Annotated in this window: 12 protein-coding genes; 3 read left to right on the forward strand and 9 right to left on the reverse strand. The window is 50.2% G+C overall.

Annotated elements, in window-relative coordinates:
* Nucleotides 1–208 precede the first annotated feature (208 nt).
* The gene (locus KKE17_09655) at nucleotides 209–3,133 is read right to left on the reverse strand and encodes a flagellar protein FlaB (protein MBU1710256.1); all 2,925 of its coding nucleotides are present in this window, start codon (nucleotides 3,131–3,133) and stop codon (nucleotides 209–211) included.
* Nucleotides 3,134–3,363: 230 nt separating this feature from the next.
* Between KKE17_09655 and KKE17_09660 the strand changes: the two genes are divergently transcribed.
* Entirely contained in the window at nucleotides 3,364–3,546 is a 183-nt protein-coding gene (locus tag KKE17_09660; protein MBU1710257.1) for a hypothetical protein, read from the forward strand.
* Nucleotides 3,547–3,670: 124 nt separating this feature from the next.
* A complete protein-coding gene (locus KKE17_09665) occupies nucleotides 3,671–6,559 on the forward strand; it encodes a DUF115 domain-containing protein (GenBank protein ID MBU1710258.1) in 2,889 nt (962 codons plus the stop codon).
* Nucleotides 6,560–6,641: 82 nt separating this feature from the next.
* On the opposite strand, the gene KKE17_09670 is transcribed toward KKE17_09665, so the two are convergent.
* The 8 genes from KKE17_09670 to KKE17_09705 form a co-directional block, all read right to left on the reverse strand.
* Entirely contained in the window at nucleotides 6,642–7,514 is an 873-nt protein-coding gene (locus KKE17_09670) for a class I SAM-dependent methyltransferase (protein MBU1710259.1), read from the reverse strand.
* Nucleotides 7,515–7,546: 32 nt separating this feature from the next.
* On the reverse strand, nucleotides 7,547–9,007 hold the full coding sequence (locus KKE17_09675) for a B12-binding domain-containing radical SAM protein (GenBank protein ID MBU1710260.1): 1,461 nt from the start codon (nucleotides 9,005–9,007) through the stop codon (nucleotides 7,547–7,549).
* 94 nt (nucleotides 9,008–9,101) lie between these two features.
* Nucleotides 9,102–11,378: an N-acetylneuraminate synthase family protein gene (locus KKE17_09680; protein MBU1710261.1), complete on the reverse strand. Its 2,277-nt coding sequence runs from the start codon at nucleotides 11,376–11,378 to the stop codon at nucleotides 9,102–9,104.
* Nucleotides 11,379–11,417: 39 nt separating this feature from the next.
* Complete coding sequence (locus KKE17_09685) at nucleotides 11,418–12,242, reverse strand: SDR family oxidoreductase (protein MBU1710262.1); 825 nt, start codon at nucleotides 12,240–12,242, stop codon at nucleotides 11,418–11,420.
* A gap of 29 nt (nucleotides 12,243–12,271) precedes the next feature.
* The gene (locus KKE17_09690; GenBank protein ID MBU1710263.1) at nucleotides 12,272–13,330 is read right to left on the reverse strand and encodes an SPASM domain-containing protein; all 1,059 of its coding nucleotides are present in this window, start codon (nucleotides 13,328–13,330) and stop codon (nucleotides 12,272–12,274) included.
* Nucleotides 13,331–13,367: 37 nt separating this feature from the next.
* Nucleotides 13,368–14,054, reverse strand: a complete 687-nt coding sequence (locus KKE17_09695; GenBank protein ID MBU1710264.1) for an acylneuraminate cytidylyltransferase family protein — start codon at nucleotides 14,052–14,054, stop codon at nucleotides 13,368–13,370.
* Nucleotides 14,055–14,983: 929 nt separating this feature from the next.
* A complete protein-coding gene (tatC, locus tag KKE17_09700; GenBank protein MBU1710265.1) occupies nucleotides 14,984–15,622 on the reverse strand; it encodes a twin-arginine translocase subunit TatC in 639 nt (212 codons plus the stop codon).
* A complete protein-coding gene (locus tag KKE17_09705) occupies nucleotides 15,535–15,750 on the reverse strand; it encodes a twin-arginine translocase subunit TatC (GenBank protein ID MBU1710266.1) in 216 nt (71 codons plus the stop codon). Before KKE17_09705 ends, tatC begins: the two co-directional genes overlap by 88 nt.
* A 182-nt stretch (nucleotides 15,751–15,932) precedes the next feature.
* Between KKE17_09705 and KKE17_09710 the strand changes: the two genes are divergently transcribed.
* Nucleotides 15,933–16,820, forward strand: coding sequence for a YkgJ family cysteine cluster protein (locus KKE17_09710; protein ID MBU1710267.1), 888 nt, complete (start codon nucleotides 15,933–15,935; stop codon nucleotides 16,818–16,820).
* Nucleotides 16,821–16,833: the final 13 nt, after the last annotated feature.

A 16,833-nucleotide genomic window follows, 5' to 3' on the forward strand; every position in this document is an offset into this window, starting at 1 on the left:
TCAATAAACGTATCGGCCACGCCTCCTGCCGACTTTAGATATATTTCCATTTTCAGGCATTTTTATCAAGAATGCACAAAAGCCCACCCCGCTGGGCTCACTCCCCTGAAAATTTTACCGTCTCGCCAAACCAAAAAAAGGGGCTGCGGCCCGAAGACCGCAACCCCTTTTGGTTGAGTTGATAAAATAATCCAGCAGCAGTAGAAACTTATCCTTGCAGCAATGCCAGAACGGTTTGAGCGCTGGCATTGGCCTGAGCCATTGCAAAGGAACTTGCCTGGGTCAGGATCTGCATCTTGGAGAAGTTGGCTGCCTCTTCGGCAAAGTCAACGTCACGGATTGAAGATTCCGCTGCAAAAACGTTAACCCTGGTGACCGAAATATTGGCAACCGTTGAGTTCAACTGATTCTGGATGGAACCAAGATCGGACCGTACCTTATCAAGATCCTTCAGGGCGGAGTCCGCTACCGAAATAGCAGTCTGCGCACCATCCTGGGTCAGAACACTGATCTCAGACAACCTGGTCATGGTGGATGAACCAACCGTACCGATAGCAGAGCCGCTGCCGGAGGTGTTGGCGGCCAGGGTTGAGCCGGCGGTCAGAATAGAGCCGCCCTTGATGTCCTGGGCATTAGTCATGGTGGTAGCACCAGCAAGGGTAACCGCCGACACCAGAGTGTCACCGATGGCATAACTGTTACCGTCGGTGCCGCTAATGGCGTTGGTCAAAACGGTGCCGGCAGCAAAAACACTGCCCGCAGCAGCACTTGAGCCTGCTGCCAGATTCATGGTGGTGCCGACAGCAACGGTTTCAGTCTGAGCCAGGGTCAGGGTTGCACCAAAGGTGGAACCGGTGGCCAGGGACGAACCGTCTCCAATAACCGAACCAATTGCCAGAGTCTGGGCATTGGTCAGGGTGGCGTCGGCAGTCAAGGTAAGATCATTGCTTGAAGCGCTGGAACCATTACCAAGAACACTATTAGCAACAACCACGGTACCGGTGACCAGAGTCATGGCCGCGGTCAGGGTGGCATTAGCCGCCAGGACCAGGGCATCGTTATCGGCAACAGACTGTGCGGCAAGTCTCGAGCCGGTAATGAGTGTACTGCCGCCCCGGATGGTCATGGTGTTTGTCAACTGCAAATCACCGTGAACCGTAAAGGCGTCATTATTGGCAACGGTATTGGCTCCCAGGGTGGACTGGTTGGCAATGATTGAACCGGTGAGCAGGATCATGGTGTCAGTCGTGGTCATATCCTGGATCACGATGGCGTCATTGACCGCATACGAACCGGCCTTCAGTGTTGAACCGGTTGAAATGTCGGTACCACCAAGAACGTTGGATATTTCACCCACCAGGGTAAAGGTACCCGTAGTGGCGCCCGATGTGCCTGCTGTAAAACTCAGGGTCCAGATGCCGGCGCCCGTGAGAATTGAAGCACTGGCAGCCAAATGGGTCAAGGCTGCGGTGGCATCGGCAGCAGTGTTGAACACAGTGCCGTCAACCAGGGTTGAGGTTGCCAGAATAATTGAACCACTGGCAATTGTACCGCCACCAGCAAGGAAATTCACCTGAGCAGTAGCAGCAGCAACGATTGCGTCACCCTGGATAACCGTCCCGGAAATGAGGGAGGTTCCGGACTGCAGAATAGAACCGACGCCCAGTGTAGCAGCACCGACAAGGGTCTTGCCAGAGATTAGCGCAACTGAATTAATCGTCGTGGCAGAACCGATTACCGACCCGGAATTCAGGATTGATCCGGTGGCGGCAACCAGTGTATCCCCGGCCGCAATTGCTGTAGCGGCAACGGTGATTTCAGAGGTAACCGAAGTCCCTGCCGCAAGGCTGGTACCGGATCTCAGCGTCGAACCGGCGCCGGCAATTGTTGTCCCCGCACCAGCGGTGAAGGCGGCAACCGTTATATTATTGCTGATCGCCGTACCCGAGTTCAAAACACTTCCTGAACCAAGGGTGGAACCTGCAGCTAAAGTCGAAACTGCGGTTGTTGCCGCGGAGTTCCCAGTGGTCTCGACATTATTTACCGTAGTAACAGCCAGCCCACTTGTCCCGCCGTTACTCACCTGAACCTCTGCAGCACCAGTCTGAATCAGATTGATGTATCCAAGGGTTGACAGGCTGTCGCCACCAAAGATTGCATTGGCGCCGGTGGTTGTGCTGCCGGTGGAGATGCTTGTGCTTGTCGCCTGGATAGCTCGACCGTCAACCGAGGTCAAGGTCATTGCGCCCTCGTTGTCAACACTTGCAATAACACCATGCTCAGAAGTTTTCTGGTTGATGGATTTTACCAGTGAACCGTCGGAGTCATTGGCAGCAACATTGATCGCACCGATGGTGATGCCGTTGATGGCGAAATCCGAGTCAGTGGCCCCTGCCACTATTGCACCGGTGGTGGATGAAGAGACAACCGCATCTGCGGTAACCCCAAGAACATCACTCAGTTTGTTGATGGCATCTTTAACTGCGCCCAGACTGTTTTCCCGGTTATTATTATAACTCAAGCTAATGGCATTCAGGCTGAAGGTCTGGTCCTGCAGATTGCTGTAAAAAGCAAGCTCCGCAGTTCCTGTCCCTGAAAAATCCAGCCGACTTGCATTGACATGACCTATCTTGCTTGATTCAGCAGAGGCAATGGAAACACTTACCGTTTCCTGCGAATAAGCACCAACCTGGAACTTCTTGTTGGTAAAATTACCGGACAACAGTTTCTGATTATTAAATGCTGTGGTCTTGGCAATAATGTCCAGCTCTTCCGTCAGCTTGTCGATATCAGCCTGAATCGCCTTCCGGGATTCCGTGGTCTGACCGTCCTGAGACGCCTGGACTGCTTTGGTTTTTATGGTGTTAACGATATTGATGGACTCCTGAAGAGCACCATCAGCAGTCTGCACCATGGAAATAGCGTCATTGGCGTTCCTGATTGCCTGGCCAAGACCGAGGGCCTGTGACCGCAGGGAGTCGGCAATGGCCATACCGGAAGCATCGTCCGCCGCCTTGTTGATCCTCAGGCCTGATGACAATTTTTCCAGCGAGGCTGAGAGATTATCATCATTCTTGATCATATTCTTGTGGGCGTTTAACGCTGCCACGTTTGTATTAATACGTAATGCCATAATTTAATTCCTCCATGATGGATTTTCCGGGATTCCTTTCCCTTTTCGCTTCATTACTTTTTTGCTTGTCCTGTAAAAATTAAACATCACTTGTTCTGCAAGTCCCAGGCATCACCTCCTCTGTTTCTAAATTCAAATAATTTTCATAAAAAGAATAACACATAACCCGGGATACAGAGTTATGCCTTCTCTCCTTCTTCAGTTATCATATCGGCACTTCATGGCACGACTTGAGTCTTTTTTCCCCATGGGATCATTTTTTCGTCAACCTGACTCGACTCTGGAAAAACAAATCAGGCGTTGCAAGAAATTACCCGATCATTCTGTTGCGCGGCATGTATCTTGCTGTTTTTCAGAATACGTACGGCACGCCGCCGGAGAGAATATCGCCCAGGGCTGCCTGCAATGGCTAAAAACCCTGTGAACTGAACAGATTTATTGAAAAGAGATTTAAGAAACAGGTCGCAGCTGACGATATATATACTGATGCACTGTTGTTTTTTTGACGGAAGTAAAAATCCTAAAGGAGATTATGCTATGGAAGACAGACTTCCAGATTTTTTTGAATCAAATATGGCCTTATTACATAAACACCACCCGGCCCAGTGGGAAACTTTTTCTGAATCGCCGCCCGATCCTGTTGGCGAGGTATACAAAACTGCATCAGGAGAACTCAACCTCCGGGTGACAGGCCGGGATGGCGAGACTGTCACCATGCACAGCGCTGAAAACCCCAAAGGAGCGGGAGATGACTTCCTCACGCAGGTTCCGGAAGAGGCCACGGGCCTTGTCGGCCTCCTCGGCATGGGCCTGGGCCATGGCGCCCTGGCGATCATCAATGAACGTCCTCATATCCGCCACCTTGCCATATTTGAGCTTGACCCCGGCATCTTCCGCCAGGCAATGCAGCACATCGACCTTGCCGATTTGCTCAGCGACCCCCGGGTGCTGCTGAGCGTCACTCCGACCCCCGAGGTCGACAAGATACTGACACCGGCCTTCCGGGCATTAATGCTTGAGAATATTCACACCCTCAGGCATCTGCCATCTTTTGCCCTGCACGAAACCGGTTACAAAGAACTGAACAACCAACTGTTTGAAAGATTCAACCGGGCCAATGTTGAGGGCAACACCAATATTTATCACGGCAAGACCTACCTCACCAACCGCCTTGAGAACATGAAGACCATCCACCATCACTGCCTCATTGACCGCCTGCATAATCGATTCAAGGGAATCCCGGCGATTATCGTTGCCGGCGGGCCATCGCTGGACAAAAATATTGATCAATTGAAAGAGGCTCAAGGCAAGGCGGTGATCATTGCCGTGGATTCCACCCTCCCTGCCCTTCTGGCCCATGGCGTCACCCCCAACTTCGTCACCACCATTGATGCCCAGGATCTGATCTTTGAAAAATTCGCCCATGTTGCCGATAAATGCCGAGACGTCTCCATCATCACCATGCCATGGGTTTCAAGCAAAGTGGCCAGGGTTTTTCCGGCAAAAAAAATATTCTGGACCTTCACCGCCCTGCCCATTGAATCGTGGCTCCTTGATTTACTTGGCGGACATCTCCGCACCGGCGGCGCAGCGACAGTTGCCCATCTGAACCTCCAGGCAGCAACAATCCTTGGCTGTTCGCCGATCATCTTTGTGGGCCAGGACCTGGCCTACACCGACAACAAGGACCATGCCGACAACACGACGCTCACCCACAAGGAAACCATGGACCTGGCCATCGGCTCGGAAAACGGCCTGATATGGTCAGACGGCGTCAACGGCGGCAAGGTAGCGACCAACCGGTCTTTTTTTGAGATGCGGCTCCATTTTGAAAAAATGATCAGTAATGCTGCAGGTTTTGAAATCATCAATTCCACCGAGGGCGGCGTTCATATTGAAGGAACTCAGGTTCTGCCCCTCAAGGAATCACTGGCCCGCTTCTGCCGCCACGAGCAGGAAATCGATTCCCGGATCCATCCCCCTGAGAGTAAGGACTGGCACCCGGACCCCAGACAGTTACTGGCAGCATACAAGAAGCTTCTCGAAAAAATAATTTCCGTGCAGAAAACCATCAAGGCAAACAGCCCCATATCGCAACAGGCTATCAAACTGCTTAAGCAGGAGAAACGAAGCAAGGATAATCCTCTGACCCCGCAAACCCTTCCACCGGATCTGCAGAAAAAAATAATCGCCGTCAATGACTGCCACCAGAGCCTGGACAAGGAGCTCACCCTGTGGCAGATCATCCGGGATTTAACCCTGGCAGGCATCCGCGACTCCGAACGGAAAAAGCATGCCTTAAAAAAAATCCAGGGAGAACCGGAAAAATATTCCCAGTGGCTTATTGGCAGCATGGAGTGCTATGAAGAAATTAACGATGTGCGCCGCAAGGCACTGGCCCTTTTCAAAAAACATTTTTCAGAAACCCTTGAATTTCACAGAGCAGAGAACCGACTGCTGAAGCGGATTCACAAAGGCGTCACAGACCATGTGAAGGATTCCATGAAACTTGCACGCCACTACTACGAAACCGGCAATATCGTCCTCCTGGAGAAAGTCCTTGAAACCCTTCCCCCGGCAGAGCAGGACTCGGCCGAGGTTCATTTCTACAGAGGAATTATCGCCGCCCACCTGGTACAATACGATGCCGCGGACCGGCATTTCGGCGCCGCTATTCAAGCCGCCCCTGTATACGCTGAAAAAATCCGGGCCTTTCAGGAACAGATGGCTGAGGAGTACCGTGAATACGGCAGGAACTTTATCATCGACGTCAAAAGCCGGCGAAGGATGCTGATCAAGGGCCTGCGTTACTGTTCCGATTACCAGCCTCTTATAGACGTGGTCCGGTTGCATGCCAGCGAGGGTTTAAAGGCGGCCCAGGATCCATCAAAAGCCCCAGCCCATCTGGATTGCATTGACCTCGTTAAAACCTGGTGCCGCGACATTGAAGAGCACGATGTCCTGCGGGCAAATCTCCTGCCCAGCCAGATTGCCGGCTTTTACCAGCAATTGATTGTTATCCAGCACAGCGAAGACGACACAGCCGGTGTTCTCAATTCATACAGCCGGATTCTTGCGATAACCCCGGATGATGCGTCAGTCCACCACAATGTCGCCAGCATCCTGTTTGGCCTCGGTGAATTCCAGCAAGGCATAAAACACCTGGAAAAAGCTGTTGCGATTGACAAATCATACGCCGGGTTCTGGGAAAAAATCGGCGACAACCTCTATCAGTCCGCGCAATTCGACGAGGCGATCTTCGCCTACGAAAAATGCTTCATGGCCTGGCCGGAAAATACCGGACTGCTCAAAAAAATCGGTGATTGCTACGTCGCCATGAACCAGCCGGAAGCAGCCAAGGCCGCCTACCTGGCGTTAAAGGAGAAGTTGATGGCGGGTCTGCCGACGCCGCCCCAGGTGCACTGATCGCTCTCGATCCATACAAAAATCCCCGGAGGGCCGATGCCTGCGGGGATTTTTTTTGGCTTGAATGATGGGGCTTAGACAATCATCTGGACACACTCATAACCAGGGTATCGCATTTTCCCATTTCAGCCAGTTGCTTCGCATATGCGGTCTGCAGCTCAGGAGAGTCCAGAAAATTCCATACCATATGCCCGCCGGGCTTTCCCCTGGCCAGCCAGTACAGATGATTACTCACCGGGTAACGCTGCACCTGCCTTATGTAGTTCGGCTTTAAACCGGCCTGCCGTACAAGCATTTCCAGGGTGCTCACCGTAAAAAGGAAGAGATGACAGCTCCAGTAGGTAAAATGCGAAAAAGGCTCGCATTCGTAGAGGGTCAGAAGGGCGTCATCGGCATGGGGAACCTCGATGATGATCTCACCGGAATCGGCAAGAAGGGTTCCCAGGGACTGCAGCATGGATTTAGGATCCGGAAGGTGTTCCAGAACGTGGAACAGGGTAATCAGATCATAGCGGCCGGCTCCTTGCCTCTCCCGCAGATCCTCGATATTTTCAAACACCGTCAGGCGGTTTTTCAGGAAATGGGATTGCAGCCGTTTTTCCAGTTCGACGCCGTGAACTTCGCGGGCCGTTTTCCGCGCCTTGAGGAGGAAACCGCCGGTTCCGCAGCCGAAATCAAGGAGGCTTTTCCCTGAAAGATGCGGTTCGAGAAAATGAAAACGCCGTTCATCGTCCGCCGCGGTGTTGGCCATCCATTTGGCTACATCCAGAGGCGCCTCGCCGTGCATGCCGGATTCTTCATAAAAATCCTTTTCAGCGTGAGCAAAGGAGGAAAGGTAAACCAGTCCGCAGCCGCTGCACTGGCAGACCTTCAGGGCGGGATTGTCACGGACGCTGCCGGGCCTGTATGAAAAATCGGTTTCCCTGCAGAGGTAGCATTCCTGTTGAGCAGACATTATCATCAATTCGAAGCGCAGTCCGACAGCGCTTATACCGCTTTTTTGAATTTCTTACTTTCGAAATGCCGCGCGCCCCGGAACTTCACCTCACCCTTGAAATAGAGATTTTCAAAGTTGTCGATCATCCTTTGCGCCTGCACCATATCACCGTTGGTATGCTGATAATAATCGAGGATCAGCTCCTTGTTTGCCGCTAGGAGCAGTGTGTAGAATTCCTGATCAGGGATACTGGTGTAGTTCACCGTGAGCAGGTCAGAATTCTTGAATTTATTAAAAAAATCCTCAGGACCCGCCAGCAGGCCCTTGCTGATGGCGTAGTCATACAGTTCACAGCCGGGAAACGGCGTAATCGGCCGGATGGTGCGCAACTCGTTATAACTCTGGAACTCCTTGATAAACGCCACGCTCTTTTGAAGGGTCTCGGCGGTATCGCTCATAATCCCCCAGATAAAGTTGATTCCCATGGGAACACCGTGCTTCTTCATGAGCTTCGCCGTTGTGAAATTATCGGTGACCGTGGTGTTCTTCTTGAAATCGTCAAGACATTCCTGGGTGACCGATTCAAACCCGACATTCACATAGCAGCAGCCGGAATTCTTCAATAATGTTGCCAACTCGTCAGTGGCGATATTGGCCCGGATGCCGGCATTGATATTGTATTTGATCCGGTTGAGCAGGCCGAACCGCTTGAGGCCTTGGACAAATTCCCGCAGCCTGGCCACCGAGGCGATAAACACTTCGTCCTGGATGGCGAAATAGGTCACGCCATAGCCCTCATAAAGTTGTTTCATCTCGGTCAACACATTGTCGATGCTTCTGAAGCGAACCCCTTTCTCCATGCGGTAACAGAAGGTACAGCGATTGACACAGCCCCGGCCGGTGAGGATCTGGATGGCTTTTTCATCCTCATCCTGGAGATGGTACTGCATATTGGTGGTGTATATATCCATGGGAAAAAGGTCCCATGCCGGAAAGGGAATTTCATCCACCCGCATGATGGGTTTCCGCCGCTCGTTGATATGCACCTCGCCGGTTTCGTCCTTATAGGCGATGCCTTTCACATCCTGAAAATCCCGCCCTGCAACTATCAACTGCAGCACTTCGACGATGGTTTGTTCGGCTTCGCCGATGGCGACAAGATCCCCGAGGGTATTCTTCAGAACATACTCCGGTTCCGACGATGGGCCATGGCCGCCGAAAATAATCCTCGCCCCCTTCTTATATTTGTGAACCGTCTCACAAAGCGAGACCACGGTTTCCTTGAAGCGCGCAGCCAGAAAGCCGATACCGATGAGATCATACTCCTGACTCTTGAGATATTTTTCGGCAAGCTCCTCATTGGAATAATGAAAAATATCCTGACAGCACACCGTCACCTCGGCGCCGCTGTTTCTCAACATGGCTGCCATATAGGCAACGCCCAAGGGAAACTGGTTATCTTCCTGGTACACATCATGGATTATGAACAGCACCTTTCCCGTTGATTTCATAAGCACTCCTTCATTGAAAAAAACAATTTCTTACGGATAATTTATTCTGGGCAGCCCGGATGATTCACCTGCCGGTCAGCCCGAATCTGCAGACTTAGGCGGCATGCCTCTTAATATACTCCGACTTGAACCACTGTTCCAGACGGTCAAGGGCAACCCAGAAACCTTCTCCGTGGTTTTTATGACCCTGCCAGATCTCCGGGATGAATGATGCGTCCGGCGCAAAAACCCCGAGATCCCTTGCCAGAGAGAAGAAATCGATGTCGCCGTCACCGATCTGCAGTCCTTCACTGTCAAGGCCCTGGGCGTCAACGATATGCAGGTGCGCCGTATACGGCCCGACGATTTCGATAAACTCGGTAAACGACCATTTAAAATGGTTACAGGCAAGTTTTGAATGGGATATGTCAAGACACACCCGCATCTTGTGTTTTGCACAGAACTCGGCGGTTTCATAGGGATCCATGAATAAATTCTGATAGCGCTGACCACCGAAATGCCAAGGGAAAGGCGGCATGGTCTGGGGGATGATTTCCACCCCGGCCATATCCAGTTCGGCAAGGCTTTTGGCAAATTTCTCATAGTATTTCTGCCGCTGTTTCGGTTGCAGGTGCGCATGCTGGGTGGCACCGCCGATATTGACGATGATCAGCGGCCTTGTTGTTTTGGGGAAATACTGCTTCAATTCGCGGGTAAGATCAATGACCTTCTGCAGCTCGACAATGGAACGGCGCCGGTACGCCTCGTCAAATGAACAGAGATCCAGAATATGGTCGCCGGCAAAAAGCTCGGGACTGTGGACGACAAAATCCACCTCAAATGGCTGGGTAAACACCTCGTGAATATTGATCAGCATATCCTTGTAGCTCAGGTGGAATTCCAGCAGATCAAAGTTACTGAGCCCCAGCATCTCATGGACATCATGATACCTGACGGGAATACCCATGGGCCGGCCGAAGTCGTAGTTGCGCGGCGCGATATGGTCTGGAGAAAGATCCGAGGGAAAAAAGAAATCGCCCGCCTTGAAATCATGCTTTGCTCGAGTGCCGGCAAGCTCTCCTTTGCGGTAGGGCGACAGGCCGTTGCCAGGGCTTTTCACCTCCACCATATCCGGAGTAATGATCTCCCCTTTGGGCAGATCACAGTTTATTATCAGGCTTTTACCCAGAACCTCCCGGTTCATCATCTCACCCTGGGAGACCACCCGTTCCTCTTTCGTGCCGAGTGCCTGCTCCACTTCCCTGATGCATTTGACCATTTCGCCGAATTCATCCGGCAGCAGACTGACCTTATGATCATTTCCTTCCTGATCGCAATCCAGTGTGAAATGCTTTTCAATTACCTTGGCGCCGCGACTCACCGCGGCAATGGGAATGGAGATACCCCGCTCATGACCCGAGTAGCCGACATAGCATCCGCCGATTTCCTTGAGCCTGTCCAGATAGTTCAAATGCACGTCTTTAAACGGCGCGGGATAGGTGGAATTGCACAAGAGCAGCACAAACTGCGCCCCGTATTTCTTTAAAATCTCCACCCCTTTGATGATTTCCGTTTCAGTGGACATGCCGGTGGAACAGATCAGCGGCTTGCCGGTTTCAGCCATGGCCCGCAGCAGGTCATGATTCGTCAGGTCAGCCGATGCCAGCTTGTAGGCCGGCATGCCGTATGTCTCAAGATATTCGAGACTGACCTGGTCAAAGGGGGTGCATAACGGCATGACCCCTTTGACCTTGCAATAATCAAAGGCCTCAAACAGGTCGTCCCGGCTCAATTGAAATCTGGAGAGGAGATCAAGGGTGTACTGCGCGCCGAGATCGGCGCTCTCATCATCTGCGCAACCATTATTCTTGTAAAGCGAGTCCATGTCGCGCATCTGAAACTTGACGCAGTCGGCCCCCGCCTGGATGGCCTGGTCAATGAGTTTTCTGGCATTTGCCAGACTGCCGTTATGATTATTGCCGATCTCGGCGATCACGAAAACCGGCGAATCTTCGGTTAATTTAAAATCGCCGAGGAATAAATTTGGCTCTCTTTTCCTGGCAAGGGCAACCAGCCGATGCTGTCTGTCCACCAGGGGAATAACCTCGATCTTTGCACTCAGCCGTTTTTTTATGGCGTCCGGCGAATCAGTGATATAGGCGTATTCGCATTGCCGGTTTATCGCTTTCTCGACCTTCTGCGACAGGCTGATGTCCTCCTGCTGCATGACCCAGCGCCGGAAATCGCCATCCGTCATGATCCCTTCGAGATTCCCCGATTGACTCACAGCAATGATAAACCGGTGCTGATTGCGGCCGATCTTTTTCAAGGCCCGCGAGATACAGTCTTCCGAAAAAACTATATAATCGGCAAAATTCTTATCAATGATCATCCTTTTCCTCCATGAAAACCATGGGAATGAATCGCCCTGCTACCATGCTGTCCAGCCGCCGTCCACCACAACCACCGTGCCGGTCATATAACTTGAGGCCTCCGAGGCCAGAAAGATGAACGGCCCGCTGATCTCCGACTTTTCACACATCCGGCCCATGGGTGACAACTGTGCAAAATTGTGAACGAATTTATCGTCATGATCGTTAAATATTCCATGGGGGGCAATGGCATTGCAGCGGATGTTATCCTTTGCATAAAATGTTGCCAGATACCGCGTAAAATTCGGCATGAAGGATTTACTGGCAACGTAATCAACGGGCTTGAACTGCACATCATCCTCACCGAAATCGTAAAGCTGCTGGTTCGGGGCAATGAGGGAGTAAGATGAGGCGACATTAATGATATTGCCCTGTCCCTGTTTCAGCATCTGCCTGCATGCTGCCTGCGCCATCTGCACCGCGCCTACAAGATTGACTTCAACAGACCTTCTCAACAGCTCTATCGGATAATTTTCAAATCGACTGAAATAATTTTTGTCCACAACCCCCTTGTCGAATTTGGCGTTTATCGCGGCGTTGTTGACCAGCACATCCATTGACCCAAACCTGGAGAGCCCCGAGGACAGGCATTTTTCTATACTTTCGGCGGCAGTGACATCCAGGGCACACACCAGAAAAGAATCAGAATCAAAGTTTTCAGCCAATTCATTGCCAACATCCTTCACCTGCGCCGGATTATGCCCGGCAACGATGACCCTGGCGCCATGCGCAAGAAAGCTTGCGGTGATCTCCCGGCCCACAAGGCCGAAAGCACCGGTGACCAGTATGACCTTATCCTTGATGGAAAATAATCCGTTTGTCATAGTTCCTTTTCAACCCGCCCGGCGGGAAATCACAGGCACATGCCGCCCACCAGCTTCATGTCGCACTGCTCAGTGCATTTAATCCCTTTTTTCAAGTCAAACTGCGCTCGACGAAATTGCCCGTATTTTTCACCGTTCCAGATCTCGGTTAAGGTTTCCTTTCTCGTATCGCCCAGGATGATCTCATTGTTGAAATCCTCGACGCACATGGCCGCCTCACCGTTTGACTTGATGGTCATGGACGACCAGGGGAACTGGCAGAATTCCGTCCAGTGCAGGGAGTTGGTCCCCTCATCTTTGCCCTGGTACCATTGCTGGTCCTGGCTTTTCATATAAATATAGACATCCAGCCGTTCAAAGGCCTGACGGAGTTTTGCAAACTCCTCTTCCTGGTCGTCGCGCTTCAGGTCAAGCATGGTGATGACGATGGTTGTGCCCAGATCGTACTTTTTCTTGGCTGCAAGCATCTGTTTGATTTTCTGGAAACTTGCCTCGAAATTCGAGGCGTCTCCCCGGATTTTTTTATGGAGGAAATCATCAACGCTTTCGATGGAATACTTGATATAGCCAAGACCGTTTTTGAACATCTCAATGTTTTTTTCCACATCGATATTTGCCGGGTTGCAACTGAAGTACGAGGTGAAACCCCGTGCCGACAGCTGCTTGATGCGGTTCGGCATCTCCGTATCCAGCAGCGGATCGCCATAGCCGTGCAACTGTATGACCTTTGGAATGACATGGAGAAAATAATGATTTTCACTCATGTCGTTGCGGTCTATGTGGTAACTCTTTTCAACGAAGCGCTGCCATTCCTCCCATTCCGCTGCGGAAAAAGGCTCGAATTCCTCGATGATTTTCTCAAACACCCCAGTCCCGAGCCGTTCAACCTTCCGGGTCATCATTGTTGTTCGGGGGCACATCTGGCAGCGCATATTACAGGCGTTTGTTGTTTCGATATTATATACTACCGGCGCCGTTCTTCTGCATTCCTCAAGCTTATTAAAGACATATTCCCGGTCAAACCTTTCACCGTTCATGATCTTTTTCTTTAAATCATAGACTTTCATATAAAAATGAATATCAATCATTGATTAACCCCGATCTGTAATACGTGTGAATTGAAATTCATTCAACACCATTTTTCAGTATATACTTATTCATCAACATTTCTGCGACAAGCCAATCATCTTCATCGTCAATATCAATTGCAGTATACTCAGGCATTTCATATATTGATATATTCCCGGAAAGACGATTCCTGTTTTTCCTGACATTCCCTACGCTTGTTATATAAAATGCCCCATTTTCCATTAATTCACCCTGAATTTCCTGTCGGCGAGGCCGATTATTGTAATCATAGTTCAATGGCTTCCCTTCTCTACTCCAAAGAAATATCTTCACTCGCGCGCAAGAAAGAAGAGAATCCGCCTTTCTGTTCCTATAAATTTCCAGAGCATTTATGAAATCGCTGCTTTGCGTCAATGGACAGGTTGCCTGGACTAGCAGGAAGGTGCAATCATCTTCGGTGTGCTGATTTTCCAGAAACTCGAGAATCACGCTTTCCGTTGAGGAATGGTCCTGGGCGTTTTCCGGCTCGCGCATGTATATCTTTGTCTTGGAAAAACCGAACCCTTTCACCATTGCCTTGATTTCTTCACAGTCAGTTGCAACATGGGTCTCATCAACTCTATCAACGCCGTCCAATGCTTTGAGGACCCAGTAAATTAACGGCTTTCCACAGAACGACTTAATATTTTTAAGGGGTATTGATTTGCTGCCGCATCGTGCAGGCACAAAGGCTATTGTTCTCATCCAATTTCACCTGGCAAAGCTTCTCTTCCTGGAACATTCTCCATATAATTTCCTGCCGTTATCATGCATCACAACCGAATTCACCCCATAAACAAAAACTTATCAGTGCATAACTTATCGGAAACTTCTTCCAGTTTAATAAGCACTGAAGCATAATTAATGGCTATTCTCCATGGGTGTGCGCTTCAGACAAGGCATCATTACTTTCTGATCCATAAATTATGGAGCAATTTACATGCCGCGGATTCACAAAAAAATAATGCAACGAAAACAATGCGTTATAAAAATTCGTGTATTATAGACCCTTTATATAGAGAAAATTTTTCCCTCTTTTCAAAGGTTCGGCGGCAAAATGTGTCATTATCTTGACGCGTTCATTCCCTTTGGGCTTGACCATATCTGAGCTTTATTGGATGCGCCTGATTAATCAGTTTTTCAAAGATGGATGTATTGAATGGTCCAGACAAACCACTGTCAGACAGTTAATGAGGTTTTCTGTTGGTGATCAGAACGGGGAAATGCGGCCTTTGAGTATGACGCTGTAGAAATACATTTTATGGACTGCCAAAGAGTGAGTTTCCTCCAGCGTAGCTGAAGATCTCAGGTAGCCCCTTAAAAGGGGGCCTAACTACTACAGATTTGAATATCGAAATCGAACCGCACAATAGCGAATGACGAAGGATAGTCCCTCCAGATACTTCCAGGCCTTCATCGTTTCGAGGAGCGAACTTTCTTCATGAAGGGTCTTCTTCTTTGAACTTCATGTTGTTCACTTCGACATTCCTCGGAGTCTACGCTTTTCTGTTCGATATTCTGCGATTTCAAAAAAACTGATTTTTCGCCGGATCGGTAGAATCTTTCCGGGTCCACCATCTGAGGTGGTGGGTTTCATGATAACTAGTTTATTTGTGGAAAAGACAAACGCCTTTTCACTTGCCACCCAGTTCGTTTCCATGAAGATCGTCCTGAGACGATTTCTTCCCGCCGAACAGCCAGACGCCGACAATGCTGATCTCATACAGCACGATAAGCGGCACGGCCATCATCAACTGATTGACAATATCCGGGGTGGGGGTGAGGATTGCAGCGATTACAAACGCTGAAAGGATCGCATATTTCCGCTGCTTGTTGAGGAATGACGCATTGACGATTCCCAGCCGCGCCAGCAAAACCATGAAGACCGGAAGCTCAAAGATCACCCCGAAAGCGATGAGCAGCTTGAGGCTGAGCGAAAAATACTCGGCAACAGTGGGCATCGGACTCAGGATGTCTGAGGAATAGCTCATGAGAAAACTGAAGGCGGGTGGAAAAACAACCAGATAACCGAAGGCCGTGCCACCAAGAAAACATAGTGCCGAAAGCAACGCAAAAGGGATCGCCAGGCGCTTTTCATGGTGATACAGCCCGGGGGCCACAAAACGCCAGATTTGATAAAAAATTACCGGGCTTGCCAATAGAATCCCTGCAACCAGGGCTAATTTCAGGTAAAAAAAAAGGCGCCCTGATACGAGGTAAAGATCAGGGAGGAGTTTTCCGGGAGAACTTCGTAAAGCGGCTTCAGGAACCAGTGGCCGATTTTCTCAACATAATAATAAGCAATGGAAAAACCCACTCCGGCAGCAGCAAGAGAAATAAGCAGACAGCTTCGCAGTTCTGCCAGATGCTCGGTTAAAGATTGTTCCTGAAATTCTTCCATAGGTTATTGACAGTTTATTATTAGTAGTTTAAATATTTTTCAGTCCGAATTTCAAAAAGTCCCCAGACTCTGGGATGAATTGCTATGCGAACAGGACGATGCAATGAGTTTCACGCCATCGTTTGCCACATCCACTGCATAGTAATACCGCCTGACTTCCCGGTCAAGGAAATGAGACAGCGATGGTTACAGAAAAATCATCTTCAGCTTCCCAGGGCGTTGATCTTCTGAAGCACCCGATACTGCCCATTGCCAGGATTGTGCAATTTCTTTACCTGGCCCTGCCTTCAACTTCCGTTGACTCGGTTCTGGATGAATTAACCGAACCGGTTGAAACAGTTAGCGCCGTATACCCGGCTCCAGGAGAAATCCTGCGCCCCTACCTGCCGATTCTCAAAAATTTTGAAATGCTCAAAAAGGCTGAAAAGGTCCCATGGATAATCTTGAATGAACAATATGAGCAGGAGGATGTTTTCGAGGCAATCTCCCTGATGGTTGGCCAGCAGATCATCACCCGAGAACTTGAAACGATAAACAGCCAGCTCTGCGGGCCCTGCCGGTGCGATCTCTGCTGTGTTGGCCCGAGCAACGAAATGCAGCAGGACTTTTTTGAGATCCCTCTGGCTGCGGATGAAATAAATCTTTTCGATCTTCCGTGTATTGATACTGCAGAAAGCCGAAACCTGTCGGCACTGACGGAACCGCCGTTTTCTCCGGACAACATCCCTTTTTATAAAAATCCGCAGGCTCTCTACCACTGGAAAACCGGCTGGAGCATCATCCTTCCCAAAGAGACTGCCTGTCCTCATCTGGACCGAACCTCAGGGGGTTGTGTCATATACGATCAGCGGCCGGTCACCTGCCGACGCCCGCAGATTTTCCCGTATCTCCTGGAACCGCTGCCGGACCGGAATCGGGACGAAAACGGCACGGTGGTTCCTGCATATGTTGCCAGGAAGAAAATCCTGGCTATCTGGGATTGCCCTCATGTGCAGGAATTCAAACAGGAAATTGCCGAGTATGCTGAAATGTGTGAGCTTGAGCCGGTGTTCAAGAAAAACAAGGGCTGATTGAACTTACGCC

Source organism: Pseudomonadota bacterium (genome assembly GCA_018823135.1).
GTDB lineage: Bacteria > Desulfobacterota > Desulfobulbia > Desulfobulbales > CALZHT01 > JAHJJF01.

What these genes read in the sequence shown, in the direction of transcription:
- KKE17_09670 (MBU1710259.1), bottom strand. Translation starts at nt 7,514, where the DNA reads ATGTCTGCTCAACAGGAATGCTACCTCTGCAGGGAAACCGATTTTTCA.
- KKE17_09690 (MBU1710263.1), bottom strand. Translation starts at nt 13,330, where the DNA reads ATGATTGATATTCATTTTTATATGAAAGTCTATGATTTAAAGAAAAAG.
- KKE17_09655 (MBU1710256.1), bottom strand. Translation starts at nt 3,133, where the DNA reads ATGGCATTACGTATTAATACAAACGTGGCAGCGTTAAACGCCCACAAG.
- KKE17_09710 (MBU1710267.1), top strand. Translation starts at nt 15,933, where the DNA reads ATGGTTACAGAAAAATCATCTTCAGCTTCCCAGGGCGTTGATCTTCTG.
- KKE17_09665 (MBU1710258.1), top strand. Translation starts at nt 3,671, where the DNA reads ATGGAAGACAGACTTCCAGATTTTTTTGAATCAAATATGGCCTTATTA.
- KKE17_09705 (MBU1710266.1), bottom strand. Translation starts at nt 15,750, where the DNA reads ATGGAAGAATTTCAGGAACAATCTTTAACCGAGCATCTGGCAGAACTG.
- KKE17_09695 (MBU1710264.1), bottom strand. Translation starts at nt 14,054, where the DNA reads ATGAGAACAATAGCCTTTGTGCCTGCACGATGCGGCAGCAAATCAATA.
- KKE17_09675 (MBU1710260.1), bottom strand. Translation starts at nt 9,007, where the DNA reads ATGAAATCAACGGGAAAGGTGCTGTTCATAATCCATGATGTGTACCAG.
- KKE17_09680 (MBU1710261.1), bottom strand. Translation starts at nt 11,378, where the DNA reads ATGATCATTGATAAGAATTTTGCCGATTATATAGTTTTTTCGGAAGAC.
- KKE17_09685 (MBU1710262.1), bottom strand. Translation starts at nt 12,242, where the DNA reads ATGACAAACGGATTATTTTCCATCAAGGATAAGGTCATACTGGTCACC.